Annotated in this window: 23 protein-coding genes and 1 riboswitch; of the genes, 10 read left to right on the forward strand and 13 right to left on the reverse strand. The window is 38.3% G+C overall.

The window, feature by feature from the left end; all coding sequences use genetic code 11:
- Positions 1-95: 95 nt before the first annotated feature.
- The 5 genes from AC3WSK_RS23500 to rpoN form a co-directional block, all read right to left on the reverse strand.
- A complete protein-coding gene (locus tag AC3WSK_RS23500; protein WP_079560820.1) occupies positions 96-1,493 on the reverse strand; it encodes an aldehyde dehydrogenase family protein in 1,398 nt (465 codons plus the stop codon).
- A gap of 314 nt (positions 1,494-1,807) precedes the next feature.
- The gene (locus tag AC3WSK_RS23505; protein WP_427482991.1) at positions 1,808-3,139 is read right to left on the reverse strand and encodes an aminotransferase family protein; all 1,332 of its coding nucleotides are present in this window, start codon (positions 3,137-3,139) and stop codon (positions 1,808-1,810) included.
- Positions 3,140-3,604: 465 nt separating this feature from the next.
- Positions 3,605-5,251, reverse strand: coding sequence for a sigma-54 interaction domain-containing protein (locus tag AC3WSK_RS23510; RefSeq protein WP_427482993.1), 1,647 nt, complete (start codon positions 5,249-5,251; stop codon positions 3,605-3,607).
- 226 nt (positions 5,252-5,477) lie between these two features.
- Complete coding sequence (locus AC3WSK_RS23515; protein ID WP_427482995.1) at positions 5,478-6,893, reverse strand: amino acid permease; 1,416 nt, start codon at positions 6,891-6,893, stop codon at positions 5,478-5,480.
- Between the two features lie 565 nt (positions 6,894-7,458).
- On the reverse strand, positions 7,459-8,796 hold the full coding sequence (gene rpoN / locus AC3WSK_RS23520; RefSeq protein WP_079560816.1) for an RNA polymerase factor sigma-54: 1,338 nt from the start codon (positions 8,794-8,796) through the stop codon (positions 7,459-7,461).
- 561 nt (positions 8,797-9,357) lie between these two features.
- On the opposite strand from rpoN, the gene AC3WSK_RS23525 reads away from it, so the two are divergent.
- The 5 genes from AC3WSK_RS23525 to AC3WSK_RS23545 all read left to right on the forward strand — a co-directional run bounded on the left by AC3WSK_RS23525 (position 9,358) and on the right by AC3WSK_RS23545 (position 14,481).
- On the forward strand, positions 9,358-10,518 hold the full coding sequence (locus AC3WSK_RS23525) for an acyl-CoA dehydrogenase family protein (RefSeq protein WP_427483024.1): 1,161 nt from the start codon (positions 9,358-9,360) through the stop codon (positions 10,516-10,518).
- Positions 10,515-11,591: an acyl-CoA dehydrogenase family protein gene (locus AC3WSK_RS23530; RefSeq protein WP_427482998.1), complete on the forward strand. Its 1,077-nt coding sequence runs from the start codon at positions 10,515-10,517 to the stop codon at positions 11,589-11,591. Before AC3WSK_RS23525 ends, AC3WSK_RS23530 begins: the two co-directional genes overlap by 4 nt.
- A 66-nt stretch (positions 11,592-11,657) precedes the next feature.
- Positions 11,658-12,464, forward strand: coding sequence for an enoyl-CoA hydratase/isomerase family protein (locus tag AC3WSK_RS23535; RefSeq protein WP_079560812.1), 807 nt, complete (start codon positions 11,658-11,660; stop codon positions 12,462-12,464).
- A 19-nt stretch (positions 12,465-12,483) separates the two neighbouring features.
- Positions 12,484-13,626, forward strand: a complete 1,143-nt coding sequence (locus AC3WSK_RS23540; protein WP_427483000.1) for a CaiB/BaiF CoA transferase family protein — start codon at positions 12,484-12,486, stop codon at positions 13,624-13,626.
- A gap of 87 nt (positions 13,627-13,713) precedes the next feature.
- A complete protein-coding gene (locus AC3WSK_RS23545) occupies positions 13,714-14,481 on the forward strand; it encodes an IclR family transcriptional regulator (RefSeq protein WP_492414761.1) in 768 nt (255 codons plus the stop codon).
- Positions 14,482-14,545: 64 nt separating this feature from the next.
- Here the strand turns inward: AC3WSK_RS23545 and AC3WSK_RS23550 are convergent, their stop codons facing one another.
- Genes AC3WSK_RS23550 through AC3WSK_RS23565 form a run of 4 tightly spaced genes read right to left on the reverse strand, consistent with a single transcriptional unit; the run spans position 14,546 to position 18,063 of the window.
- Positions 14,546-15,109 (reverse strand): 5' nucleotidase, NT5C type, encoded by a 564-nt coding sequence (locus AC3WSK_RS23550; protein WP_079560809.1) that lies wholly within the window; start codon positions 15,107-15,109, stop codon positions 14,546-14,548.
- A gap of 16 nt (positions 15,110-15,125) precedes the next feature.
- Positions 15,126-16,211 carry an FAD-dependent monooxygenase gene (locus tag AC3WSK_RS23555; protein ID WP_079560808.1) on the reverse strand — a complete coding sequence of 362 codons (1,086 nt, stop codon included), beginning with the start codon at positions 16,209-16,211 and terminating at the stop codon, positions 15,126-15,128.
- Complete coding sequence (gene ribD, locus AC3WSK_RS23560; protein ID WP_079560807.1) at positions 16,208-17,320, reverse strand: bifunctional diaminohydroxyphosphoribosylaminopyrimidine deaminase/5-amino-6-(5-phosphoribosylamino)uracil reductase RibD; 1,113 nt, start codon at positions 17,318-17,320, stop codon at positions 16,208-16,210. Before ribD ends, AC3WSK_RS23555 begins: the two co-directional genes overlap by 4 nt.
- An 11-nt stretch (positions 17,321-17,331) precedes the next feature.
- The gene (locus AC3WSK_RS23565; RefSeq protein WP_079560806.1) at positions 17,332-18,063 is read right to left on the reverse strand and encodes a GTP cyclohydrolase II; all 732 of its coding nucleotides are present in this window, start codon (positions 18,061-18,063) and stop codon (positions 17,332-17,334) included.
- 273 nt (positions 18,064-18,336) lie between these two features.
- Here AC3WSK_RS23565 and AC3WSK_RS23570 point away from each other — a divergent pair, with 273 nt between their 5' ends.
- From AC3WSK_RS23570 to AC3WSK_RS23585, 4 genes are all read left to right on the forward strand, one after another.
- Complete coding sequence (locus tag AC3WSK_RS23570) at positions 18,337-18,972, forward strand: GntR family transcriptional regulator (RefSeq protein WP_079560805.1); 636 nt, start codon at positions 18,337-18,339, stop codon at positions 18,970-18,972.
- Between the two features lie 281 nt (positions 18,973-19,253).
- Complete coding sequence (locus AC3WSK_RS23575) at positions 19,254-20,453, forward strand: quaternary amine ABC transporter ATP-binding protein (protein ID WP_079560804.1); 1,200 nt, start codon at positions 19,254-19,256, stop codon at positions 20,451-20,453.
- On the forward strand, positions 20,446-21,300 hold the full coding sequence (locus AC3WSK_RS23580) for an ABC transporter permease (RefSeq protein WP_079560803.1): 855 nt from the start codon (positions 20,446-20,448) through the stop codon (positions 21,298-21,300). The genes AC3WSK_RS23575 and AC3WSK_RS23580 overlap by 8 nt, the downstream gene beginning before the upstream one ends.
- Positions 21,301-21,385: 85 nt before the next feature.
- Entirely contained in the window at positions 21,386-22,261 is an 876-nt protein-coding gene (locus AC3WSK_RS23585) for a glycine betaine ABC transporter substrate-binding protein (RefSeq protein WP_079560802.1), read from the forward strand.
- Positions 22,262-22,550: 289 nt separating this feature from the next.
- On the opposite strand, the gene AC3WSK_RS23590 is transcribed toward AC3WSK_RS23585, so the two are convergent.
- The gene (locus AC3WSK_RS23590) at positions 22,551-22,865 is read right to left on the reverse strand and encodes a DMT family transporter (RefSeq protein ID WP_079560799.1); all 315 of its coding nucleotides are present in this window, start codon (positions 22,863-22,865) and stop codon (positions 22,551-22,553) included.
- The gene (locus tag AC3WSK_RS23595) at positions 22,865-23,206 is read right to left on the reverse strand and encodes a DMT family transporter (RefSeq protein WP_079560796.1); all 342 of its coding nucleotides are present in this window, start codon (positions 23,204-23,206) and stop codon (positions 22,865-22,867) included. Before AC3WSK_RS23595 ends, AC3WSK_RS23590 begins: the two co-directional genes overlap by 1 nt.
- A 170-nt stretch (positions 23,207-23,376) precedes the next feature.
- A riboswitch (guanidine-I (ykkC/yxkD leader) is annotated at positions 23,377-23,474 on the reverse strand.
- Between the two features lie 140 nt (positions 23,475-23,614).
- Here AC3WSK_RS23595 and AC3WSK_RS23600 point away from each other — a divergent pair.
- Entirely contained in the window at positions 23,615-24,088 is a 474-nt protein-coding gene (locus AC3WSK_RS23600) for a YbaK/EbsC family protein (protein ID WP_079560794.1), read from the forward strand.
- Positions 24,089-24,136: 48 nt separating this feature from the next.
- Here the strand turns inward: AC3WSK_RS23600 and AC3WSK_RS23605 are convergent, their stop codons facing one another.
- Positions 24,137-25,396: a glutathionylspermidine synthase family protein gene (locus tag AC3WSK_RS23605; protein WP_492414760.1), complete on the reverse strand. Its 1,260-nt coding sequence runs from the start codon at positions 25,394-25,396 to the stop codon at positions 24,137-24,139.
- 14 nt (positions 25,397-25,410) lie between these two features.
- Entirely contained in the window at positions 25,411-26,109 is a 699-nt protein-coding gene (locus tag AC3WSK_RS23610) for a hypothetical protein (protein ID WP_427483010.1), read from the reverse strand.
- Between the last annotated feature and the right edge of the window lie 108 nt (positions 26,110-26,217).

A 26,217-nucleotide genomic window follows, 5' to 3' on the forward strand; every position in this document is an offset into this window, starting at 1 on the left:
CGTACAATTCAAGAAAAATCTGGGCCACAACACCGAGGCATATGTGACATTTATTTTTTTGTCTTCTATTTTAAATTTCTTTCATGATAAACTGTTTACTCACTTTTTGTGCCAATCGTAATTGTTTTAAACGTTGTAAAGAACTCTTTCGCCGCCTGCCCCTGCTCACGGGCACCAGTACTTGAGTTTTTCACCCCTCCAAACGGCGCTTGGGGCTCCGCTCCACCCGTTTCATCGTTTACCTGTACAAGTCCAACTTCACTACGGTTAATAAAATCAAATGCTTTCGGAATGTTATTTGTATAAATAGAAGCACTCAATCCAAAATTAGAATCATTCGATAATCGAACCGCTTCTTCATAATCTTTTACTTTGATGACCGCTAAAACTGGTCCAAAAATCTCTTCATGAGCAATCGACATCTCGTGGGTTACATTCGTAAAGATGGTTGGATCAATATAGTATCCTTCTAACATACCTTTTGTAGGATTTCCGCCAAATACAAGCTCCGCACCCTCATCTTTTGCTTTTTCGATAGCGGATAAAATAGAATCATATTGCCCTTTGGATGACACTGGCCCCATCGTGACACCAACTTCAATTTTTTTAGCTTCTTCGATTAATTGCTCTAATACCTTATCATAAACTGTTTCCTCGATGTAAACTCGACTAGTTGCTGTACAACGCTGTCCCGTTTGCTTCATCGCACCTTCAATTGTTAATTTTGCAGCTTGATTTATATTGGCATCAGCCAAAATGATCGCTGCATTTTTGCCTCCAAGCTCGAGCTGAATTTTTTTATTCGTAGATCCAGCAGTATCTAAAATACTTTGACCCACACCATTCGAACCTGTAAATGTAATCGCCTTTACTTCAGGTGACTCCAATAATACTTGCCCTACCTTTGAACCTCGACCTTGTACGACATTTAATACATTTTCCGGCAGGCCTGCTTGTTGGAATAATTCACCAATCATTTTACCAGTTAAAGCGCTTTCAATAGATGGCTTCCACACAACTGTATTGCCATACACTAATGCAGGTGCAATTTTCCATAGTGGAATAGCGACAGGAAAATTCCAAGGCGTTATGGCAGCAACGACACCAAGTGGTACTCGCATTGTGTACAATAATTTCGCTTCATTGGCAGAAGGTAATACTTCTCCTTTTGCTCGCATTCCTTCTTGTGCAAAATAACGTAAAATGGAAGCACCACGTTTCACTTCACCAAGCATTTCATTTTTCGTTTTACCCATTTCACTGGAAGCTATTTCAGCTAGTTTATCAATATTTTTCTCAAGCAAGTCTGCTGTCACACGTAAAATTTCTCCACGTATAACCGAGGACGTATTTTTCCACCCTTCAAATGCTTCCTGAGTTGCAACGATAACTTCTTTCGTTTCATCTATCGTCAAAAGCTCAACTTGGCCAATACATTGTGATGGTTTCGCTGGGTTAAATTGCTCTCGTATTTCTCTAACGATCGTTGTCATAAAACTCCTCCTTCAAATCATGATCGTTTACACCTATATCAATTATGCCTCGGTATAATTACGTCCGGAATCGGCTTTGTGCTTAGGCCTGCACGAGGGCCGACACGATGTCGGTCATTTCGGTAATGCCACAGGAAGTGGCGTTTTTACAGATGCAGGTCAGTTAGCCGTTATCGCAAGGATGCAATGATTTTAGGCTAACATCCTCTAGAACTCCTTTCCGATTCCGTGACATCCGCCGGAGGCTTTTTAACTTCTTTCAGCATTTGTAGCTGACGCTTTGCTTTCGCTACCAAAATATTTTCTGAAAGAAGTTAAATATTTTTTTTAACAATTGTTTTACGTATATGCTCAAATGTTTCGTCTAAAATACGTAACATTTCATCTAGCTCTACTTTTGATAGAATGAGAGGTGGAGAAAAAACAACTGTATCTTGATCATACGTGACCGTACGTAGAATCAATCCTCGTTTCATCGTTTCTTGAACAAAAGTCGGACTAAGAGCAGTCTCAAACAATTCACCCGTCTCACGGCTCTTCACTAATTCAATGGCTCCAAGTAATCCAAGTGTACGCACACGACCGATAAAGCTATATTTTTCTTGCAATGCTCGGAATCCTTCTAACATGGCATCCCCCATGTTTGCAGCATTTTCAACGAGATTTTCTTGCTCAAGGATTTCTATATTTTTCAATCCAACTTGGCAAGCGAGTGCATGACCACTGTAAGTATATCCGTGCATTAATGTCCCTTTAGAAAGCTCACATAAATCTTGATGAATGGTTTCGGATATCGCCACACCACCAAGTTGAACATACCCACTTGATACTCCTTTAGCGAAAGACATCATATCCGGCACTACCCCGTAATGTTCCATACCAAAGAATTTTCCCGTACGACCAAACCCTGTAATAACTTCATCCGCAATGAATAAAATACCGTACTCATCACAAATTTTTCGCACTTCTTTAAAATAATCTTTTTGTGGAATATTAACTCCACCTGCTCCTTGTACAGGCTCAGAAATAAATGCCGCAACAGTCTCAGGGCCTAATGTTTCAATCGTTTCACGTAAATTACGTACCGATTCACTGTATACATAATGGAAATCAGGGGCATGTGAATTGGTAAAGTCACGGAATGCTTGTAAGCCTGTCGCACTTGTAGCCCCCATAGCTACACCATGGTATGAATGTGTACGAGAAATAATTTTTTGACGCTCTGGCTGCCCTTTAAGTAACCAGTAATGACGTGCTAATTTAATCGCTGTATCGTTCGACTCTGAGCCACCTGAAGTGAAAAATACAGTATTTAAGTCTCCCGGAGTTAAAGATGCGATTTTCGTCGCTAAACGGATAGCTGGTTCATTGCTAAATGATGCGAAGCAGGAACTAAATGCTAATGTAGAGATTTGCTCCTTCGCTACTTCTGCAATTTCTTTACGGCCATGCCCGATATTTACATTCCATAAAGACGACATGCCATCAATGTATATATTTCCTTCTATATCTTTTAAGTAAATACCATTGCCCTCTATAAAGATGGCTGCTGGACCTTGTGTTTGCTGTTGCTCGATCGACGTTGTTGGATGTAGAAAATGTTTTTGATCTAACGTTTTTAACTCTTCTTTTAGTTGAATTGTCATAAATGCCAACCTCTTTTCGTTTAAATTTCATACACTTTTTTAATAGCAATTCTCATGCCAACTGATGAAAAAATCTCTTTTAACGAAAAATATTACCTTATTAAATAACGTGGGGTTGATTTCCGTTCCGATTGGGCGCTTTGTTGTTGTTGCTGACGCTTCGCTTTCGCACAGAGCAAAGCTTCCCGGGGGCGTCCGATGAGCCGCTCCAATCAACTTATATATTTTGCATACATTTCAACAAAATCATTCCTATCTTTTGGTGATGAGTGAAAAAATCAAAACGCTTCACAACAACTGCAACAAATGAAAAAGAGACGTTTTCTTTTTTGAAAATGCCCCTTTTCTTCTAAATCTATAAACATATTAATGATGTATTTCATCATTTTCCTTGTATGAATTAGTGAGTATTGCAATATTACAGCTTTTTTTGCACAAATGAAGTTATGATGCAAAAATACATCACTAGTCCTTATATGAAATTTGTTTCGTTAATTGGAATTTTTGTATTTTACGTACTAACGTTGACTGATCACAGCCTAGTGATTTAGCAGCCTGTCGGATACTCGGAAATTTAGATAGAGCTTCCTTAATAATCTTCTTTTCAAACGCCACTACTTGCTCCTTTAACGTACCGCTAAACTTCGGGCTTACTACTTGTTCCTCGTTGTTTTGTATTTCTACAGGATTTTCTACATCACGTATAATAATGGGGTTACTATCTAACTCTTGTTGCACAATATATGCTGTTATTTCTGGCTGCGTTGCTAGCAAGCAAATACGCTCCACCATATTTTTAAGTTGTCGTACATTTCCTGGCCAATCATAACACTCTAATATTTTCATTGCAGATGACTCTATTGTTCGATGGATACCATATTTTTCTTCAACAACAGCTAAAAAGTGGTAGACTAGCGGGATAATATCTTGACGACGAAATCTTAAAGGAGGAATTTCAATCGGGATAATATTTAAACGATAATATAAATCCTCACGAAAATGACCTTGCCTTACCATTTCCGCTAAATTTCGATTTGTCGCAGCGATTATGCGTACATCAATTGGAATAGGCTTTCCACTCCCTAAACGCTGAACCTCAGATTCTTGGAGGACACGTAATAATTTCGCCTGTAGTAGTAAGGGCATCTCTCCAATTTCATCTAAAAACACTGTACCGCCAGACGCAATCTCAAATAATCCTGCCTTACCACCTCTTGCTGCACCCGTAAATGCTCCTGCCTCATAGCCAAAAAGCTCAGACTCTAATAAATTCTCAGGGATTGCACTACAGTTTATTGTTAAGATTTGCTTATCGTAACGTCGGCTATTTGCATGAATAAGCTTTGTAATCTCTTCTTTACCAACGCCCGATTCGCCACCAATTAATACAGTTGAGTCTACCTCTGCAACTCTCATAACCCGCTTTACAACCTGCATCATTTCTGAAGAGACTGCGATTAAACTACTTTTTGTTGTTTCTTTATTATGTAGGGCATGTAGCTTATTTTTAAAATTTTCATTTTGAACTTCTAATTTTTTTACTTCTTTCTCTAACAGTTTTAATTGTGTCATATCACGTGTAATTGCTACTACGTATTGTAATTCACCGTATTCATCAAATATTGGCTTACCAGAAACTAAAAAGCATTTTCCATTAATAAACGTCTGCAAAATCGTAACTTTTTCTTTTGATTCAATTACTTTCATCGAAATGGAATCACTCATTAATCCTTCAGCGATTACGTCTTTTGCATATCTCCCCATTAAATCAATGCCAACAATTTCAATATCAATATCATTTTGAAATAAAATTTTGCCATCGCTATCACATACTGTAACGCCATCAGATATGGAGTTTAATACTTTAATGGACAACGGGTTCATAAAATCTATATAGCTATACTGCATGAATGGTTTGACATAAAATAAGCTACTTTGCGAAGTCTCTAATACATGAACAAAATAACCATCTACCTCAAAGCTTTCCGTCCCTTTACTATAGTTTTTTATTATTTTTTCAAGAAGCTCTATTTGGATATCACTTTTAATCATTACCTCATCATTTTTTACAATAAAAAAATGCTCATCTTTATGTAGTTGAGTTATCGACATCTAGATCACTCCCTCTCGAACTTTAAATCTTTATCAATTAATAGGTGTATCAGTTAACCATTTTTACCGATTTACAAACCCACACCTTATCCAATAAAATAACAAAAAAATTCGCTCTTTCTACGGGGCATCTATACGTCGCGAAAGAACTTAAAGCATCCTTTAAATTCTTTCGCGGCTTGATATCTCGCAGGAATATCGCGAATTTTTTGCATTTTATAGAATTCTACTCCGAGGCTAGCTTTTCCTCTATTTGCTCCGCAGGTCTTGTCGACAGCTTTCGCATGATCATGAACAACACAATTGAGCCAATTAGTACTAATGTACTTAAATAAAATTGTGAACGTAAAGATTCGATGAGTGCTTGGCAGAAGTAAACGAGTGTTAAAATACCAATTGTGACATACGATAGATATGGAAATAGCCACATTCTAATCGATAATACCTCATCTGCAACTTTGTCATAATGACGTCGGAAACGAATTTGTGAAATAGCAATGAAAATATAAACTGCAATCATTAATCCTCCAACGCAATTCCCCAAAAAGTAGAAAATAACTTCAGGTGAAATGAAGTATAACATCGCACAAATATATGCAACCACCGTACTACCAATAACAGCTGGGACAGGCACACCTCGATGATTTTTAATTTGTGAGAATATTTTTGGTGCATCGCCTTGACGCGACATTTCTAGTAACATACGTGAGCTTGTATAAAGAGCGGAATTTAAAACAGAAATTAATGAAATGAAAATGACTATTTGAATAAGTTGAGCAGCAATTGGAAGCCCTGCCATTGTTAAAATATTTGCATACGGCGCTGCCAACATTTTTGTATCATTCCAAGGTATAAGTAAAACCATAATAGCTACTGATCCTACAAAAAATAAACCTAATCGAAAGACAACGTTGCGGATAGCACGGACAATATTTTTTGCTGGATTTTCTGACTCTGCTGCCGCGATGGCTGCAACCTCAGCACCACATATCGAGAATATAACAAAGACAATTGCCGTAAAAATTGGGACAATGCCATTTGGAGCAAATCCACCAAACTCTGTTAAAATGCCCAATCCCTTCGGTTCAGAATTTGGCCAAATCCCTAAAATCATGGCTATACCAACAATTAAAAATACAACGATAGCCGTAACTTTAACGAAGGAAAGCCAATATTCAAATTCACCAAATGATTTTACTGAATAAATATTAACGATTGTCATCAATAACGTTATGCCTACGCTTCCAAGCCATGTTGGTATCATCGGAAACCAATTATGCAGCATTCCCCCTATGAGTGCTGCTTCTAACCCCACAATAAATACCCAGCTTGCCCAATAAAGCCAGCCTACTGTAAACCCTGCCCATGGACCAATATACTTACCTGCATACGAAGCAAATGAACCTAACTCTGCAGAACCTCCTGATTTCTTTCCTAATACAATTTCTCCAGCTGCCATTTCCCCAACCATTTGCATGATCAGCACTATGAGTAAGCACGCAATTGCATATGAAACCACCGCTGCAGGACCGGTACTTAAAATATTTTTTCCTGTCCCAACGAAAAGCCCTGTACCAATAACCCCACCAATGGAAATCATTGTAATATGTCGTGTTTTCAGTGATTTTTGCAAAGTTCCCATTAAACCACCCCTTTGTGTTTTATGTAGACATTTACTAGCCCCTTTTCTCTACTTGAATGTCTACAGTTTAATGAGCAATTCTGATGCCAAACCTATCTAATTATCAAAAATTTCAAAATATTTTTATTTACATCGATTATTGTTGCCGAAAATTGTCTTATCACAAAAATTCAGGGATAAGGATGTTTGGACACCCGCTAGAATGAAGTCAAAACATATGCCATGTATATGTTGATTGGAGTGGAGGCTGGGCGACTCCTCTGGGATCAGCGATAGAGGAACGAAGGCTAAAAGCATCACATCCTGTGATAACGCCTTCGTGACCAACATCGTGTTGGCCCGAGACCCTGCAGCGCAGCGAAGCGGCTCATCGGACGCCCCCAGGAACTTTGCTCTGTGCGACAGCAACAACAACAAAGCGCCCAGCCGGAACGGAAATCAACCTCACGCTATGCTGATGAGCTTTAAATTTACTTAGTTAGGAAAATCTACAAATCTTTTAATATGCGATTTTCAAGTTTTGATGCAAAAATACATCAATGACTATTCTTTTACATCATCTATCCTATCCATACATTCGATTAAAGGAACTCATAATATTCATCTCTTCCCTGTACTTCGCTACTGTTCGTCTGGATATTTGGATACCTTCAGCACTCAAAGTATTTGTAATCTGTTGATCAGTTAAAGGCTTTTGTTTATCCTCTCCCTCAATCAACTGTTTGAGCCGCTTTTTAATATACATAATCGAATCCATTTTTCCAGAAATATTCATTACTCCTTTTGTAAATAACGATTGTAAAGCATACACACCATGAGGGGTTTTTATATATTTTCCACGCACGGCTCTACTAATTGTTGATACATGTAGACTTAATTTATCCGCTACATCTTTTAACTGCATTGGCTTCAATGCCTCCATACCCTTACGGAAAAAATCTGCTTGCAATTCCACTAGCAATCTAGCTAACTCATACAATGTTTTATCACGTTGCTCAATTCCTTGTAATAATAAAAGAGCATCTCTCATTGTATCTTTGAAATATGTTTTACAATTCGGATCATTTTTTAGCATTTCAACATACTGTTTATCGATAGTAACGACTGGTAAATATCCACGATTTAATTTAATCAGCCATTCCTCTCTTAATCTCTCTACTTCGATTTCTGGCATAACATATGGAATCGCTTCGAATTGATCTCCCATCATCACTGGGTTTAAATTTTTTATATAGCGGATCGTTTTCTGCACTTCATGTAGAGACGTTTTATACTTTTTACTTAACTGTTTAATAGCTTGTGCTGCTACTAGCTCTAAATCCGTTTCGATAAATCGAGAGGCCAATTTTGGAGCAAGCGCATCACTGTCTACTTGAATGAGTAAATACTCCTGATAATTACGTGCCCCTACTCCTACTGGCTCGAAAGTTTGAAGTAAGTCCAATAATGCCTCTACATGCATAACATCCGTTTTACATATAGTAGCGACAACTTCTAAATCAACATCTATAAATAGACGTTCATCTAAGGATTGAATTAAAAACGTTAAAATTTTCAAATCTATAGAAGATAGATTTTTATGCATAGGTACTTGTTCCAGTAAGAACTGCTCATAGCTTTCTTTTACAGCAAACTTCATCTCAATTGGATTAAATGAATGATGTTGAGGCGCATAATGTTGCGCGGAATAACTTTTATCGGAATAGCTTGCTAATTGCATAATTTCCTCATAATGCATTTTCACCTTAGCATCAGTGACTGCTAACAGTGGGTTTTCGTTAGCCTTATCATAAATATACTGTTCTAGCTCATTCGTTGTATATTGCAGTATTTCCAAATGCTGTACTAATTGTGGTGATAAAACTTGCATTATTTTTTGGGAAGTTTCGATAGCCAATTGCATACCCCACACCTCCAAAAACAGAATTTTCTACATAGTAACATGTTTATTCTGCAATTTTCCATTTTTTAATCAATTTTATTTCCGTGCATAAAAAGCCTGGGATGATATTTGTTAAAATGTATGCCATTTTATAAGTGGATTGGAGTGGAGACTGGGCGACTCCTTGGGGATCAGCGATAGAGGAACGAAGGCTAAAAGCATCACATCCTGTGATAACACCTTCGTGACCAACATCGGTGCTGCTGCCACTTCGTTAGCACTACGCTTTCGCGCAAAAAACATCTGTTGGCCCGAGACCCTGCAGCGAGCATCGCGAGTGAAGCGGCTCATCGGACGCCCCCAGGAAGCTCTGCTCTGTGCGAAAGCGAAGCGACAGCAACAACAAAGCGCCCAGTCGGAACGGAAATCATCCCACGTTTTGGTGATAAGCGTTAAAACTTCTTCACTTCACTCGTTAAATTTTCTAATAATTCCAAAAAGTAATTGACTACACTTGTTAGTAATCATAAAATACACATATACGATAATAATTACCACATTACGGTAAAATTTAAGGAGTGAATCAAATTGTTTCATTTACCAACTGTGCAGTTTACACAAGAGCAAGAGCAATTTCGCTTAGATGTTCGAACGTTTTTACAGGATGAATTAGCAAAAGGAACCTTCACGCCTAAATGTGATTCTTGGCTCAGTGGAGATGATCCTGAATTCTCTAAATTAATCGGTCAAAAAGGTTGGATTGGCTTAACTTGGCCTAAAAAATATGGCGGCCACGAGAGAAGTACTATCGATCGATACATTTTAACAGAGGAATTTTTAGCCGTTGGTGCCCCAGTTGCTGCACATTGGTTTGCTGATCGCCAAACAGGGCCCCTTCTTTTACGTTATGGAACAGAAGAGCAGCGTGACTATTTCTTACCAAAAATCGTAAAAGGTGAATGCTTCTTCGGCATAGGTTTGAGTGAGCCGAATAGTGGTTCTGACCTCGCTTCGGTCAGCACACGTGCTGAAAAAGTAGATGGTGGATGGATTGTCAACGGTCAGAAAATATGGACGAGTAACGCACACCTTTGCCATTATATGGTTACTTTAGTGCGCACAAGTCCATTTGATGGAAAAAGTAAACATGCCGGGCTCAGTCAGTTGATTGTCGATTTACATGCAGAAGGTATAACTGTTGTTCCTATCAAATTTTTAACTGGTGAACATCATTACAACGAAGTGTTCTTTGACAATGTTTTTGTACCTGACAATATGGTTGTTGGAGAGATCGGTAATGGCTGGACTCAAGGATTAGCAGAGCTTGCGTTTGAGCGCAGTGGCCCAGAGCGCATATTGAGTACCTTCCCATTAATCGATGAGCTTATTCAAGAGTTAAAGCGCCAAAACAATTTAGGAGGGTTACAGCAAGCGTCTAAAATAGTAGCTCGTCTTTGGGGTTTACGTAATTTATCAATTGGTGTAGCTCAACTTCTAGAATCCTGTAAAGGTGATGATGTATCTATTCCTGCAGCACTTGTGAAGGCTCTCGGTACGAAATTTGAGCAAAGTATTCCTGAAATCACACGCTTAATCGTACAGACTTATCCAACACTTGACGCGCATCGTAAAATCGACCGCTTTATGGCTGAATCCATTTTACATGCACCAGGTTTTACTATTCGTGGAGGAACTTCAGAAGTACTGTATGGCGTTGTAGCGAAAGGGGTTATAGCACAATGAGTGAAATGAGAGACATGATTGTTGATGTTGTAGAGCGTATGTTAAAAGAAAAAGTTGATAAAGATTTAGTCGATACAGTGGAACAAGGTAATTGGGCACCTGAACTATGGGAACTGTTTAAAGAAAATGGAATGACTGCTGTTGCTATTTCAGAAGAAAATGGCGGTGCTGGTGGCGACATAGAGGATTTATTAAATATTGTTCGTTTAACTGGAAAATACGCTGCACCTATTCCATTTATAGAAACAACATTTGCAAATTACTTATTGCAGTTTACGCAGTTACAAGTAATTGAGGATTTAGCTACGTATATACTATGCCCTAATCAAGCCTTTACGTTAGAGAATGGTAAATTAACGGGAGAAGCGATTCAAGTCCCTTGGGCACGTCATACAAAACACCTAGTAACACTTGCCCATAGCACGGAGGGCACGCATCTTGTAGAAATAGATTTAAGCCAAGCTGAAATTAAGCTAGGTACGAATTTAGCAAGCGAGCCGCGGGATACCGTGATATTCCATGATGCTACTGCTTCACAAATATCTGCTGTGTTACCCACTGATAAGATACACACTATAACAACACTTAATTCTGCGTTCCAATTAGCACTGATGACCGGTGCGATCGATAAAATAAATGACTTAACTATTCAATATACGAAAGAACGTGAGCAATTCGGTCGACCGATTCATCGCTTCCAGCTCGTTCAACAGCATATTGTAAATTTAGCAGGTGAAACGGCGATTGCTCTTGCAGCATTTAATAATGTTACAGAAGCCCTTCAGATGAACAGTCAAAATAGTGAGGTTGCTTACGCTTGCATTCGTTTTGAAGAAATTATTCAAGCAGTGACAACAATTGCGCATCAAGTACACGCTGCAATTGGTACAACACACGAGCATAGTTTGCATCAATTTACACGAAGACTTTGGTCATGGCGCGATGAAGGAGCCAGCACCTCTTATTGGACTCATTTTGTCGCAACACAACTATTGGAAAAAAGCGGAGATAGCCTATGGGGATATTTAACTTCGTTCAGCGCAAGCTCACCGCTTCTTAAAGTAGAAGGTTAAAGACGTTAATTATACAAGGTTGTAATGAATTTTAAAAAACTAATGACATGATAAGGAGTGTTATCAATGACTGATTTACTTTTTGAGGTGCAAGACCATGTTGCCACAATTACATTAAATAGACCTGAAGCGTACAATGCTTTTAGTGAAGAGATGATCTCTAAATGGATTGAAGCTCTTGAAAATGTCCGTGATTCAGAGGATATTCGTGTCGTTATCGTAAAAGGGAATGGAAAATCATTTTGCGCTGGTGGGGATATTAAAGCGATGCAAGCCGGTGAAGGATTTTTCCAAAGCGAGGACGATATCTCTTCAACAGGTTTAGCACGCAAAAATTCGCTTTGGAAAAAGATTCAGCGTATCCCCCTTCTCCTTGAAGAAATTGATAAGCCCGTTATTGCACAGGTACATGGGTTTGCGATGGGTGCAGGACTTGATATGGCCTTAATGTGCGATATTCGGATTGCTGCAAAATCTACAAAGATCTCAGAAAGCTATATTAACGTTGCGATCGTGCCGGGCGACGGTGGCGCTTATTATTTACCGAAATTAATCGGCATCGACCAAGCATTAGACATGTTCTGGACAGCTCGTGTATTAACTGCTGATGAAGCGAAAGACAAAGGTGTTGTGACATTTGTTGTCGAAGACCAAGAGCTTGATGAATACACATTGAATTATGCTAAGGAATTAGCAAGTCGTCCAACTACGACATTACAATTCATAAAGCGTGCTGTTTATCAAAGTCAACGGATGGATTTGCGTACTGCCCTTGATTACATTTCTTCACAAATGGCGATTGTCACAGAGCTAGATGATTTTAAAGAGGGTGTAAACGCAGTAGTAGAAAAACGTAAGCCAGTTTATAAATGAAGTGTTAGGAGGACGAACAATGCAACCTCTTGAAAATATTCGAGTGTTGGATTTATCTCGCGTCTATGCTGCCCCTGCTGGCTCCATGATGTTGGCCGATTTAGGAGCAGAAGTAATTCGCATAGAACATCCAAATGGCTCTGATAGTATGCGTGATTGGGGGCCATTTGTAAATGGTCAAAGTACGTATTATTTATGTGCCAATCGCAATAAAAAATCGATTACATTAGATTTAAAGACACTAGAAGACAGAGAAAAATTTAAAGAACTTGTAAAAGACGCTGATGTCATACTCGAAAATTTTAAGACGGGTGACATGGAACGAATGGGACTAAGCTATGAGGAATTAAGAAAAGTGAATCCTAGAATCATATATTGCGCGGTAACAGGATTCGGTCAAACAGGTCCTCTAGCGCATGAACCAGGCTTCGATCCAGTTATTCAAGCGATGAGTGGTTTAATGCATGTTACTGGCTCAGCTGAAGGAGAAGCGACAAAAGTTGGTGTCCCTATTGCAGATATTTTAACCTCTAATTATGTAGTCATTAGTATTTTAACCGCTTTACGAATGCGTGACCAAACAAATACAGGGCAATTTATCGACTTAGCATTATTAGACGTTCAGATGAGTAGTTTAGCAAATGTAGCAAGCGCCTATTTAAATACAGGCTTTATCTCAGAACGTCTAGGGAATCGTCATAATAATGTTGCGCCATATCAAGTATTTCACTGTGAGGATGGCCCCTTAATGATTTGCGTCGGTACAGATGGGCAATTTAAAAAGTTTTGCACTCTGTTGCAACGTGAAGAATGGGCTAATGATCCGCGTTTTTTAACAAATACGATGCGCAAGCAACATGAAGCGGAGCTAGTTCAGATGATTACTAACATTACGATGACAAAAACACGGGATGAATGGATTACCAAATTACAACAATACAAAATTCCAGGTGGACGTGTGAACACCATCGCTGAAGCACTAGAACAACCCCAATTTATTGCACGCGACATGATTGGTGAAATAGAGCACGAACAGTATGGTACGATCAAGTTCATCAAAAGCCCGATAAAGTTCTCTGATTTACCTATTCAATCTAAATTAGCACCACCGATACTTGGAGAACATACGAACGAATTCCAAAAGTCCTCTCTACAAAAATAAAATTGCGCTATAATAGAGGTAAAATGTATTAATATAGGTAAATCCTCCGGCATATGTCGAAGAGAATTTTATTACGTAGGTGACGGGATGAATCAAGAGATTTTCGAAAAAAACTATACAATGTCATCACTGCACAAAGCTATTAAAGTGTTAAAAGCTTTTTCAAAAGATGAACCTAGCCTTTCCCTAACTGAGTTAAGTAAAAAAACAGGGATAAGCATTTCCAGTTTACAACGCTTCGTTTCTACCTTTGTGTACGAAGGCTTTCTTCACAAAGATGAGCGTACTAAGCGCTATCAATTAGGTCATTCACTTCTTTATTTAGGAAATTTAGTAAAAGAAGAATCCAGTCTTATTATTGTCGCAGACCCTATTTTAAAAAAGCTAAACGAAGAAATAGGCGAAAGTGTTTCCATGAATATTATTGACGGATTGGAAAGACGATGTATTTTAAACTATGATTCAACATACCCGCTTTCAACGAAAATGTTTGTAGGTGACACCTCTCCCCTTTATGCAGGTGCATCATCTAAAATATTACTCGCATTTATGCCAGATGTTGAAGAATATGTAGAGAATATTAGTCTTGAACGTATCACTGATCAGACAATACTTTCAAAAGAGCAGCTGCGGGATGATTTACAGCAGATTCGTAGTCAGCGCTTTGCGAGAAGCAATAGTGAGCGTGTACGTGGAGCATGTTCTTTATCTGCACCGATTTTAAACGCTTCCAACCAAATCATTGCATCCGTGTCACTCGTTATACCAGAAGTACGCTATAGTGACTATGATGAAACTTTATTAATTGAAGCTATTCAAAGCGTTGCATTAGAAATCGAAAAGCAATTGTATTGATAGAAACAAAGAATAAACCCGAATAGGTTCACTTTTTAAGTGCCCTCTATTCGGGTTTATTACTTCAATTATTTACTATTTCTAAGAAGTCCTGCCAATGATTTAAGCGTGGCAGTTCAACATGTTGATTATAGGATTGATTTTTTAAAATTACTTTTGTCTGCACATCTTGCAGTGTTTCTAATACAGCTGGTTTATCATCCACATAAACATCTAAAGCTAGCTCTTTGATGATCGCCACTTTTTCTGTATCCTGCATTCCGCAGAAAAAATGACCTTCTGTGATTGGAAAACCTTGTGCCTTCATCCAAGCTTGTGTTTGCTCACAATACTGTTTTGGACGCGAAGTAATATAATAAATGTCATGTCCTTGCTGTGCCAAAGCTTGAAGCATCTCGAGTGCTCCCTCAAAAGAAGGACAATCCGTAAAATAAATTTCCTCTAATGAACTATTCCACATTGCCGATCCTTCAGCATCTGTTAATCCAAAAGGTTCGTGAATTTCAACTCTTTGCAAAGCTTGAAATGTTTCTAGTGCAACATTTTTACTAAGGTTTTTATTATAGAGCCCAAAGGCATGTGCTCGTAAATCGATGAGTGTGTCATCTATATCAAAGCCAAATTTCATCTTGTTTTTCTTCCCTTCACGAAGCCTTGTTGATGAAGTTAGTCGCAAATGTTTGCTCTTTTTCAATTTGTGTCGCTAATACTTCCTCAATAGCTTGCTTGCGCATTTGTTGAAACTCTTGTACGTTAAAATGAACAAGCATATCTTTATTTAATAGTGATGCAAGACAATCTGCATCCTTGAGTGCACTATTGAGACCAAATGCCCCAGTTGGTGTCATCGTGTGAACAGCATCCCCTAATAGCACAAGCCCCTTTGTCCCCCAGCAATCACAATGACTACTGAATACGTCGAGCAATACAAAATCTTGCCAAGATCGGATATGTTCCTTAACAGTATCGGATAGTTCCGGAAATTGCTCTGAAAGCTGTTGGATAAATGGTGTAAATGCATTTTTTCTAAGCTGAGGAAAACTTCCTTGTTCAATATTCCAGCCGATTTGAATAAACCCACCTACCTGCGTAAACAATGATAGCTGCTTATCACCTATTAAAGCCATTTTAATCGACGGCTCCCACCCGTGAGGTGCAGGAATTTTTGCCCATAATAAATCAAAACCATGCTTATGCTTTTGACTTTCAATGTGCGCTTGCTTACGAATCGTAGAGTAACGACCGTCAGCACCGATAATTAACCGGCTATTTATTTCTATTGTTTCCCCATTTTTTGTTGCAATGACGCCTATATATCTGCCAAAAGAATCAACTATGAGCTTCGTCACCTTCGTATTTAGGAAACACGAAAAGTGCGGAAAATGCTGTGTTTCTTGTAAAATTCCCTTTAATAGATTTGCTTGCGGCACATGAATACCTAAATGTCCTACAGCTTCATCAGGAAAAATAGTTTTAAATACTCTACCTTCTGTGTAATATTCAAGCTTTCTCATACGTAATAAACCGAGTGCCTCGACCGCTTCAAAAAGTTGATGACTTTTTAAAACTGCCTCACCCTCTTCATTTAAATGCTCACCGCGAAATGCCTGCCCCAGTGCTGCGTTTTTTTCCAGTAGGATTACAGAAAGACCTTTTTTCGCTAGTAAGTGCGAAAGAAGTGCTCCACCTGGCCCAGCCCCTACAATACAAACATCTGCTTGATAATTCACTTTTCCTCACCTATCTTGGGATAAGCAATGATACGTAAATCTTGCCCAACCTGCTCAAACGAAGCAAATTCTACATCCCACGCTTCATCCATAGAAGTTGGGTTGTGACCAGCAATCGGTGTTAAAGATAAACGACCACCGAGAATCTTTGGCGCTATGTAGATTACATATTTGTTAATAGCACCTTGCTGTAAAAATGAAGCGTTTATCGTACTTCCACCCTCTACTAAAATATCCGTAATGCCATATTGATATAGTTTTTCAAGCATATCATCAACAACAAGCCCCTCAGATTCATGTCGAACTGGCAATACAGTTACGCCTTTTTCCTCAAATGCTGTTATTTTTTCTGGATTGGCATTTTCACTACATACAATAATTGTTTTCGCTTCTTCTACATTTAGGACATTAGCATGCACCGGTGTACGAAGTGAGCTATCCATAATAATGCGTACTGGATTTTTCCCATAATCTTCTTTTAATCTTGTCGTTAAGGATGGATTGTCAGCTAAAACAGTCCCAACCCCAACTAAAATACCATCCACTTCATGACGAATACGATGAACATCCTCACGCGCTGCCTCACCAGTTACCCACTTGGAATGTCCCGTATGAGCAGCTATTTTTCCGTCTAAAGTCATCGCATATTTCGAAATAATAAATGGTCGTTTTGTTAGCATATTATGAATAAAACGTTCATTTATACGGCGAGCTTGTGCTTCTAAAACACCTACCTCTACCTCAATGCCCGCATCTCGTAACAGTTGAATACCACGTCCAGCAACAGCCGGATTAGGATCTTGCATCGCCACAACAACACGACTAACTGCAGATTCCTTCACTAAATTTGCACAAGGAGGTGTTTTTCCATAATGCGAGCATGGCTCAAGAGTTACATAAAGTGTAGCACCTTTAGCATGTTCTCCAGCCATACGGAATGCATGCACCTCTGCATGTGGCTCACCTGCTTTTCTGTGTAAACCTGTTCCAACAATTACACCATCCTTGACGATTACAGCGCCTACTAATGGATTGGGATTCGTATTTCCTTTTGCACTAGCAGCTAAATCAAGTGCTAGCTGCATATATTTTTCATCTGTTGTCATCATCGTTCCTCCATTCACTTCTCTTCGCGCAAATGTCCAGATTTCTCTACTTTCGTATCTAAATAAAAACGATTTGTTTCCGTTAATCCTCCCCATAATGGGACATGTCCTTCTGCTGCTAAACCATGCGCCTGTAACGCGGCAAGCTTCTTCGGATTATTGGTAATCAGTGTAACTGGCTTTGAGCGCAGTGCAGCTAACACAGTAATGGCATCTTCATAAGAGCGGGTATCGTCCGGGAAGCCAAGAGCATGGTTTGCTTCAACAGTATCTAACCCCTCTTCTTGTAATAAATAAGCGAGCGATTTCGAGAATAGCCCGATACCACGACCTTCATGATCTGCTAAATAGAAAATAGCACCACAGCCATGCTCCACAATCATTTTCATCGATTCCTGTAATTGATAGCCACAATCACAACGCTGGCTTCCAAAAATATCACCTGTATGACAAATGCTATGCATACGAATTAAAGCATTCTCTGCATGTGCAAAATCTCCATAAATAAGCACTGATGACTGCTGTAAAAAAGCTAAATTTGCAGATGCTAATCCATCAATGATTTCTTCTTTTGATTGATTCGTCCCTACTTTTAACCAGTTATACCACTGAAATGTCGCAGAAAATTCACCCTGTTTTACCGGTAATTTCACTGGACCAACTAGGCAAATACTTTCAGATTCAGATTGTTTCACGATCGTCATTTTATCTTTCACTATGTCCAAAACTTTAGTAGTAATTGTCATATTTTCTCCAACCTTCTATTGTTAAACAGTTAGCTTCATATACTAACTGAGCACTTGTATTTTCACAACACTTACATTACGTAACTTAGTTTATAATAATAACTAAAAACTGTCAAACTACAGCTCCTATTCTATTAAAAATAATTAATTAGAAACAAAAACTGCTACATTACGTTGTAATCATATACTAATAGCTTATGGAGGTGCTATTTTTTCTGTGCAGGCTAGTCTATAATAAGCTGTGGCAACTGTAATGACGAAAGGAAGTTAAGAATGCAATTTGAAAAAAATGTTCAGGTGAAGCAGCCAAAATACCAACAAATAGCTGTCGACCTAGCCTCAAAAATCGTGGAAAGAAAATATAGAATTGGCGATAAAATTTACGCAAGATCGTCTCTAGCTAGCCAATACAATGTCTCTTCGGAAACTGCCAGAAGAGCAATTGCCGTTTTGCAAGACTTGGAAATTGTGGAGGCAACTAAAGGTAGTGGAGTTATTATCATCTCCTATGAAAAGGCTGCATCTTTTGTCCGACAATTCCAGGATGTTCAATCTGTCCATGAACTACAGCATGAGCTTATGACTAGCATTCAGAAGCAACACCAAGAATTAATAAATCTACAGGATAAGACTAAACAACTTATTAGTCGAACTGAACATTTCCGATCCGTCAATCCATTTATCCCATATCAATTAGAGATGACAGCTGAAAGCCCTTGTATCAACCAAACAGTTCAGGAATTGAATTTTTGGCAAAATACATCTAGCACGATTGTCGGAATTCGTCGTAAAAATGAATTATTACTATCACCTGGTCCATATGTGTCATTGGAAGAAGGAGATATCGTTTACTTTATAGGTAATGATGAAAGTTTCGCTCGAGTTCAGAGCTTTTTATATCCAAATTAAAATCCGCTTAAGCGCTGGTATAACAGCGTTTAAGCGGATTTTTTCTATTTTGTCGATTTGACAAAAGTAACAACTCTTTGTTAGGGTTAAGTTGTTACTTGTTCATATTTGGGTATCATTATCCTCAAATAGTATTTATCTTCATTCAGTAGGTGTCCAAACGCCTACTGTACTAGAAGAACTAAGCCTAATATGTCACGTACAGTGGCATATTATCTGTGCGTAAGTGAAGCAAGCCATTTACGCCAAGGCGATATTGATCTACGAAAGGAATGGTTCTATTGGAAAAAATAAAAGTGGAGCATGTTTCTAAAGTTTTCGGGAAACATATTCCCCAAGCATTAGAACTCGTCAAGCAACAAAAAAGCAAGACTGATATCTTAAAAGAAACAGGGGCAACTGTTGGTGTATACGATGCAAGTTTTACAGTAAATGAAGGTGAAATCTTCGTTATTATGGGACTATCAGGGAGTGGGAAGTCAACACTTATCCGACTTTTAAATCGGCTTATCGAGCCTACAAGCGGAAATATTCTTATCGACGGAGAAAATATTTCTAAAATGGGTAAAGAGAGTTTACGAAATGTAAGAAGAAATAAAATGAGTATGGTCTTTCAAAACTTCGGTTTATTCCCCCATCGTACACTTCTTCAAAATACTGAATATGGCCTTGAAATTAGAGGCATCTCTAAAGAAGAACGACAAGCCAAAGCAGAGCAGGCTCTCGAAAATGCAGGCTTACTTGCTTATAAGGACCAATATCCAAATCAATTATCAGGTGGTATGCAACAGCGTGTTGGATTAGCACGTGCACTAGCAAACGACCCTGAAATATTACTAATGGATGAGGCCTTTTCTGCACTCGATCCATTAATTCGTAAAGAAATGCAAGATGAGTTACTCGATTTACAAAGTACAGTGAAAAAGACAATTTTATTTATCACACACGATTTGAATGAAGCATTACGTATTGGTGATCGTATCGCTATTATGAAAGATGGCTCAATCATTCAAATTGGTACTGGAGAAGAAATTTTAACAAATCCCGCAAATGATTATGTTAAAACCTTCGTAGAAGACGTCGATCGTTCTAAAGTATTAACAGCTGAAAATGCAATGGTTCGACCTGTATATGTCAATATAGATGTAGATGGACCGACCGTGGCACTTAAACGAATGCGCGAAGAAACGGTTAGCTTACTAATGGCCGTTGACAAAAATCGACATTTGAAAGGCTTTATTACTGCTGACGACGCTCGGGCTGCAGCTAAAAGACAAGAACAAACGGTACATTCAATTGTTCAATCTGAAATCTTGACTGTTCCACCAGATATGCTTTTACAAGATATTTTAGGCATGATTCATAATTCTCCTACTCCTATTGCAGTTGTAAAAAATGAGCGCTTACTTGGTGTTCTCATCCGGGGCGTTGTCATCGAAGCACTTTCAACTAGCGATGAGGAGGTAGTAGCAGATGAATAATTTTTTAGACAATATCCCAGCTATACCCGTAGGAACGTGGGTAGAATCAGTTATGGACTGGTTGACGAGTAATTTTTCACTGTTTTTTAACTTGATTCAAAAAAATGGAAAACTACTCATGAATCAGGTCACTGATCTATTAGTTAGCATTCCCCCGATTATTCTTATTTTACTTGTTGTCATTTTTGCCTTTTTCGTTACCGGCAAAAAATTCGGGCTCGCAACGTTTTCATTAATTGGTTTGTTATTTATCTATAATCAAGGCTTATGGACACATCTTATGGAAACAACTACGCTCGTGCTCTTTTCAAGTATCATCTCCATCATTTTAGGTATTCCGCTTGGCATTCTAATGTCCAAGTCAACAGTAGCTGAAAATGTGATTAAGCCGATACTCGATTTCATGCAAACAATGCCTGGTTTCGTGTACTTGATTCCTGCCGTTGCCTTCTTTGGTATTGGAATAGTACCTGGCGTATTTGCATCCGTTATTTTTGCCTTACCACCTACTGTACGAATGACGAACCTAGGAATTCGCCAAGTACCAAAAGAATTGGTAGAAGCTGCGGATTCATATGGTAGTACCTCAAGACAAAAACTATTTAAAGTTGAAATACCTCTTGCCAAATCAACTATAATGGCAGGGATTAACCAAACTGTTATGCTATCACTTTCAATGGTTGTAACTGCTTCAATGATTGGTGCACCTGGTCTAGGACGTGAAGTATTAACTGCACTACAACGTACACAGGTCGGAAATGGCTTCGTTGCAGGTCTAGGTCTTGTTATTTTCGCCATTATTATAGACCGCTTAACGCAAAGTTTTAATAAGAAGAAAGCCGTATAGAAAAACAAGGAATTTATTAGTAAAGTCTTAGTTTTTCATTTTCATAGCTAAGATTTACGTTATTAATATACGAAAGGAAGATTCAATGAAACTGAAAACTTTAACTAAATTAGGAATGGCTTTAGGGCTTGGCTTTTTGCTAGCTGCATGTAGTGGGGATGATTCAAGTAAGAGCGATGGTAACTCAAAAGACGTCAATCTAGCCTACGTTGAATGGGATACAGAAATTGCTTCCACTAATGTAGTTGGGCAGGTGCTAGAGGATTTAGGTTACAATGTAACTTTAACACCACTCGATAATGCAATTATGTGGGAGGCTGTTTCAAAAGGTGATGCAGATGGTATGGTTGCTGCTTGGTTACCAAATACTCATGGAGAACAGTACAAAAAATATAAGAATGATCTTGATGAGCTAGGCGAAAACCTTGCTGGTGCAAAAATAGGTCTAGTAGTGCCAAGCTATATGAACGTTAATTCGATTGAAGATTTAAAAAATCAAGCAGATCACACAATTACGGGTATCGAGCCTGGTGCTGGAATTACAGCTGCTACAGAAAATGCTTTAGATGAATACGATAACTTAGCAGATTGGAATCTAATAACATCTTCATCTGGTGCTATGACAACTTCTCTTGCTAAAGCAATTAAAAATAAAGAAGACATCATCGTGACTGGCTGGTCTCCTCACTGGAAATTCGCTAAATATGACCTTAAATATTTAGAAGATCCAAAAGGAATTTTTGGTGGACAAGAAACAATTAACACATTCGTACGTAAAGGGTTAAAAGAAGATAAACCAGATGTATATTCTGTGCTAGATAACTTCCATTGGACTTCAGAAGACTTAGAGAGCGTTATGCTTGAAGTTATGGATGGCAAAGACCCAAAACAAGCTGCTAAAGATTGGGTTGAAGCTAATCCAGATAAAGTTGCTGAATGGACGAAGGATGTAAAAAAATAATTTTTAAAAATGGACAGACAACTCACCAAAAGTTGTCTGTCTTTTTTATTAATTTTTCTTATCTTATTTGAAGAACATTAAGGCTACTCTATAAAAATCTTTCTCCGTTATGAACAGAATCGAATAATTAATATCTATCTCATTATCCTTATTTTAACAAATAACGCATAATATTCAAATGTTTATTATTTCTTTTTAAAGTATTAGCGAATTTTTGTCGTTAAGTGAGGATAAAAAAAGTCACCCCACAACGATTAAACCGATGCAGGGTGACTATTTAATCCATTAACTAAGACAATAATTTCAAAGAAATCGCTGCCCCTAAAACAAGGACAATGCAAACAACACGTCTCCAGTCCTTTGATTCATTGAAAAACAGCATTCCGAGTAAAGCTCCACCCGCTGCTCCGATTCCTGTCCAAATAGCATATGCTGTGCCCATCGGTAATGTTTTCATGGCATATGCAAGGCCAGCAAAGCTCAAGGTAAATGCAAAAATCAATAACACCAAATTTTTAGTACTCTTAGTATCATTATATTTACTAATCATATAAACACCCATCATCTCACATAGCCCCGCAGCTACTAATGCAATCCACGCCATTATTCATTCACCTCTTTTTCTGTAGGCTCCCCGGTCAAAAGCTTTAAACCGACGACCCCTGCAAGTAAAACGACAATACATAACATTTTGGCTAATTTCCATGGCTCTCCGAACAATAAGCTATCCGCACACACAGTACCCGCTGTCCCCAAGCCTACGAATACTGCATAAACAGTCCCGACCGGCAAGCTTTCTCCAGCCTTAATTAATAAATAAAAGCTAATAAAAATTGCAATAGCAGTACCAACCCATTCAACTACACTTCCTGCATGCTTTAAACCTATAACCCAGCCAACTTCAAAAAAAGCAGCAATTACGACACTTAACCATTGTTTGTTCATTGCGAATTCCTCCATTTTATTGTTAAAAACACGGATGTTGAGCGATTTTCTGACCTAACTGATCACTTCTTCAGGATACCCAATCACTTCACGCTGTCTACCCCTGAACAAAACTCCTTTCCCACAGTAGCCAAATAAAAAAAAGCCTAAGAAACACTGCTGTAAACAGTATCTCCCAGGCTTTTATCCTTCCGTGTCACAAAATCAATTTTGTGGTTTTCTCTCGGACCAGACTAGCATTTGCTACGGAACCCTAGAAAACTTTCATATTTGATTATGCTATTAGTATAGCAAATTATTCAGCTTTTTTCTACTGAGACATAGCCAAGGTTAATCAGAAAGATAAATAGCGATGTGTTCAGAAAATTATGTTAAAATGAAATGTATTATTGTAAGGAGGTATTACATATGGCAATTGAAAAAGTACGTAAGCATTTAGCGCAATGGAATGCGGAACATAAAATACAGGAGCTAAACGAAAGCTCGGCTACTGTTGAACTGGCAGCACAGGCACTCGGGTGTGAGCCAGAACGCATTGCAAAATCCTTATCGTTTCTCGTAAACGATGGAGCGATATTAATTGTTGCTGCAGGTGATGCCAAAGTCGACAATGCAAAATATAAAGCTGTCTTTGGTTCAAAGGCAAAAATGCTTGGGAAAGATGAAGTACTCGAAAAGATCGGACATGATGTAGGTGGTGTGTGTCCTTTTGGCGTGAATGAGGGGGTTGCTATTTATTTAGATGAATCACTCAAACGCTTCACAACAGTATTCCCTGCATGTGGTAGCAGTAACTCCGCCATTGAACTTACTATTTCTGAATTAGAGACCTATACTCCATATCAAGAATGGGTTGATGTTTGCAAAGGCTGGAATGAATAAAGATATAATTATCGGCGAAACTTTCTATAGAGCTTCGCCGATTTTGATTTAGCTTTCTTCCCTATATCCAACGGCTAACCAGTGAGAATCCCATTCTGTAATTTGATTGCCTACTCTACAAGATAAGCCACATGCACGATTATCAGCGATAAATGAGCCGATTAACCATTTCTTTGTTTGTAATCCTTCTTTAAGCTTTATCGTTATTGAAGGCATTTCTACATATTGCTGATAAATAAACAAATTATCATCATAATGGGTATGCGCAGAGGCATTCGTTTTCGTACCATCTCCTGCATAAATTTCTACAGTATTCCCTTCCCGTGAATAGACAGGTTTCTTTATAAACGGCATATTTTCCTGAACAAAGGGCTCTTCCGAAACATATGTTGGTAACATATATTTCTGAATGGCCGCTCGCTCTTCTGCATTAAAAAGAAGAGGATCATTTTTTCTTTCCCAAATCAGCCATAATAAAATTTTCGATTGCAGTACATATGCAGCGGGTGCATTGATAATAGCAAGCTGTCCATCTTTTACAAGTTCTAATAAATGTAGACCAATACGCTCACCGTCGGAAGACACATCATCTATTAAAAACTCTACTGGATGTGCAGGGCGATACAAAATATCAATTTTCTCCATTTTAGGCGTATAGAGTCCTCGAGCTATATTAGCCGTATTACTAGAGAAAATGATTAGCTCTTCTATAGGTACATATTCTACATCAAAAGGTATACATTTCTTTAAAAACTGTATCTGGCAGTATTCCTCATAATCTTCCGCTGCCGTTTTCCCTGTGATAATGATTTTAGGTTTTTTCAAATCATTTACATAATTCATAGCTGCAAAGAGTGCACTAGACAAGGTTTTCTGTAATGCCGAAACATCATTTGGGCTATCAAATCCGAAATGATGACAAAGCGTTTCATTTATCTCAAAGGTTTCTTGGACAAGAAATGGTGTTTCACCATTTAATTCAAGACATTTTATTTGTCCGTCCTCTGTACAAATAAAATCAAAGCGTGCCAGTACCGATTGTTGCTGTAAATAATCCAATTGGATATAGGGCAGCATTTCAGAACGAATGCCCAGTGCTAAAAGTTGTTCATCCGATAAATGCTTAAATTGTTTACCCACCTTCAAAAATACTTTCCAGAGTATAGTAGATGCATAGTTAATTTCATCGATTTTCTCTTTAGGTAAATCCATTACATCATATAAGGCGTACTCTAGGTTCTCAAAGTCAGGAAAAAAATCAGGAAATTGAGAATAAAATGCTTGGCGTTGTTGAAAATAATTGTCCATATTGATTTCTCCTTTTAAGAAGATGAAGAGCCACCTCGAGAGGCACCACCTGAGCCGAAACCTGATTTCCCAGTACTGGCTGATGAGTGATTTGAATAAGAACTATTCGAAGATGAATCTGAACTATTTGAGAATGAACGTTTGCCACTCGAATAAGAGTTGGAACCGCTTGTATTTGAATGAGAGCTATTTGTTGTTGAGTTATTTGAACTGTTAGATGTTGCGCCAGACGAATTTTGAGAGCCGTTCGTCGTGATTCCATTTGTATTTTTACTTTCGCTAGTATTACTATTAGTCGAACGTGGCATTGCTGAACCTGAACCACCACTTTTATCCTCTCGATCTGTACCATTTTTTAGATTGCGGCTTTTATAAATGGCACTTCCAATCAATGCACCGGTAGTTGCATACATAAGTCCATTAAAGAAATGATGTGCATAATGAGGCGAATTTTCATCTAAACATTCGAAGGAGCCATCATCACTTTCTTTCCATTCATCACATGCATTTGCCATGTCGCTGTCATAAACACTTTGTAAATCATCACTAGCTGTAGCTGCCGAATTGTTTTCTTCCGTTACATTATTTGTATCCGTTGAAGGAGCAGAGGATTCCTCGACAGTTTGACTTTCTGTATTCCCACACGCGGCTAATTGCATAGCCATAAATGACGCAGTTGTGACTGCTATATATTTTTTCATTTGTTTTGCCATATTATATTTCTCCTTTATCTCGATACCTTCTTTACGGATGTTTACTTCTCTAGGTTTCATTTTTTACAAATTCATACATATTATTATTGCACTAAAAACTCCCTGATG

This window comes from Lysinibacillus sp. EB271-A1-10B, from assembly GCF_058791335.1.

What these genes read in the sequence shown, in the direction of transcription:
- AC3WSK_RS23500 (WP_079560820.1), bottom strand. Translation starts at nt 1,493, where the DNA reads ATGACAACGATCGTTAGAGAAATACGAGAGCAATTTAACCCAGCGAAA.
- AC3WSK_RS23505 (WP_427482991.1), bottom strand. Translation starts at nt 3,139, where the DNA reads ATGACAATTCAACTAAAAGAAGAGTTAAAAACGTTAGATCAAAAACAT.
- AC3WSK_RS23510 (WP_427482993.1), bottom strand. Translation starts at nt 5,251, where the DNA reads ATGTCGATAACTCAACTACATAAAGATGAGCATTTTTTTATTGTAAAA.
- AC3WSK_RS23515 (WP_427482995.1), bottom strand. Translation starts at nt 6,893, where the DNA reads ATGGGAACTTTGCAAAAATCACTGAAAACACGACATATTACAATGATT.
- rpoN (WP_079560816.1), bottom strand. Translation starts at nt 8,796, where the DNA reads ATGCAATTGGCTATCGAAACTTCCCAAAAAATAATGCAAGTTTTATCA.
- AC3WSK_RS23530 (WP_427482998.1), top strand. Translation starts at nt 10,515, where the DNA reads ATGAGTGAAATGAGAGACATGATTGTTGATGTTGTAGAGCGTATGTTA.
- AC3WSK_RS23535 (WP_079560812.1), top strand. Translation starts at nt 11,658, where the DNA reads ATGACTGATTTACTTTTTGAGGTGCAAGACCATGTTGCCACAATTACA.
- AC3WSK_RS23540 (WP_427483000.1), top strand. Translation starts at nt 12,484, where the DNA reads ATGCAACCTCTTGAAAATATTCGAGTGTTGGATTTATCTCGCGTCTAT.
- AC3WSK_RS23545 (WP_492414761.1), top strand. Translation starts at nt 13,714, where the DNA reads ATGAATCAAGAGATTTTCGAAAAAAACTATACAATGTCATCACTGCAC.
- AC3WSK_RS23550 (WP_079560809.1), bottom strand. Translation starts at nt 15,109, where the DNA reads ATGAAATTTGGCTTTGATATAGATGACACACTCATCGATTTACGAGCA.
- ribD (WP_079560807.1), bottom strand. Translation starts at nt 17,320, where the DNA reads ATGATGACAACAGATGAAAAATATATGCAGCTAGCACTTGATTTAGCT.
- AC3WSK_RS23565 (WP_079560806.1), bottom strand. Translation starts at nt 18,063, where the DNA reads ATGACAATTACTACTAAAGTTTTGGACATAGTGAAAGATAAAATGACG.
- AC3WSK_RS23570 (WP_079560805.1), top strand. Translation starts at nt 18,337, where the DNA reads ATGCAATTTGAAAAAAATGTTCAGGTGAAGCAGCCAAAATACCAACAA.
- AC3WSK_RS23580 (WP_079560803.1), top strand. Translation starts at nt 20,446, where the DNA reads ATGAATAATTTTTTAGACAATATCCCAGCTATACCCGTAGGAACGTGG.
- AC3WSK_RS23585 (WP_079560802.1), top strand. Translation starts at nt 21,386, where the DNA reads ATGAAACTGAAAACTTTAACTAAATTAGGAATGGCTTTAGGGCTTGGC.
- AC3WSK_RS23590 (WP_079560799.1), bottom strand. Translation starts at nt 22,865, where the DNA reads ATGGCGTGGATTGCATTAGTAGCTGCGGGGCTATGTGAGATGATGGGT.
- AC3WSK_RS23595 (WP_079560796.1), bottom strand. Translation starts at nt 23,206, where the DNA reads ATGAACAAACAATGGTTAAGTGTCGTAATTGCTGCTTTTTTTGAAGTT.
- AC3WSK_RS23600 (WP_079560794.1), top strand. Translation starts at nt 23,615, where the DNA reads ATGGCAATTGAAAAAGTACGTAAGCATTTAGCGCAATGGAATGCGGAA.
- AC3WSK_RS23605 (WP_492414760.1), bottom strand. Translation starts at nt 25,396, where the DNA reads ATGGACAATTATTTTCAACAACGCCAAGCATTTTATTCTCAATTTCCT.
- AC3WSK_RS23610 (WP_427483010.1), bottom strand. Translation starts at nt 26,109, where the DNA reads ATGGCAAAACAAATGAAAAAATATATAGCAGTCACAACTGCGTCATTT.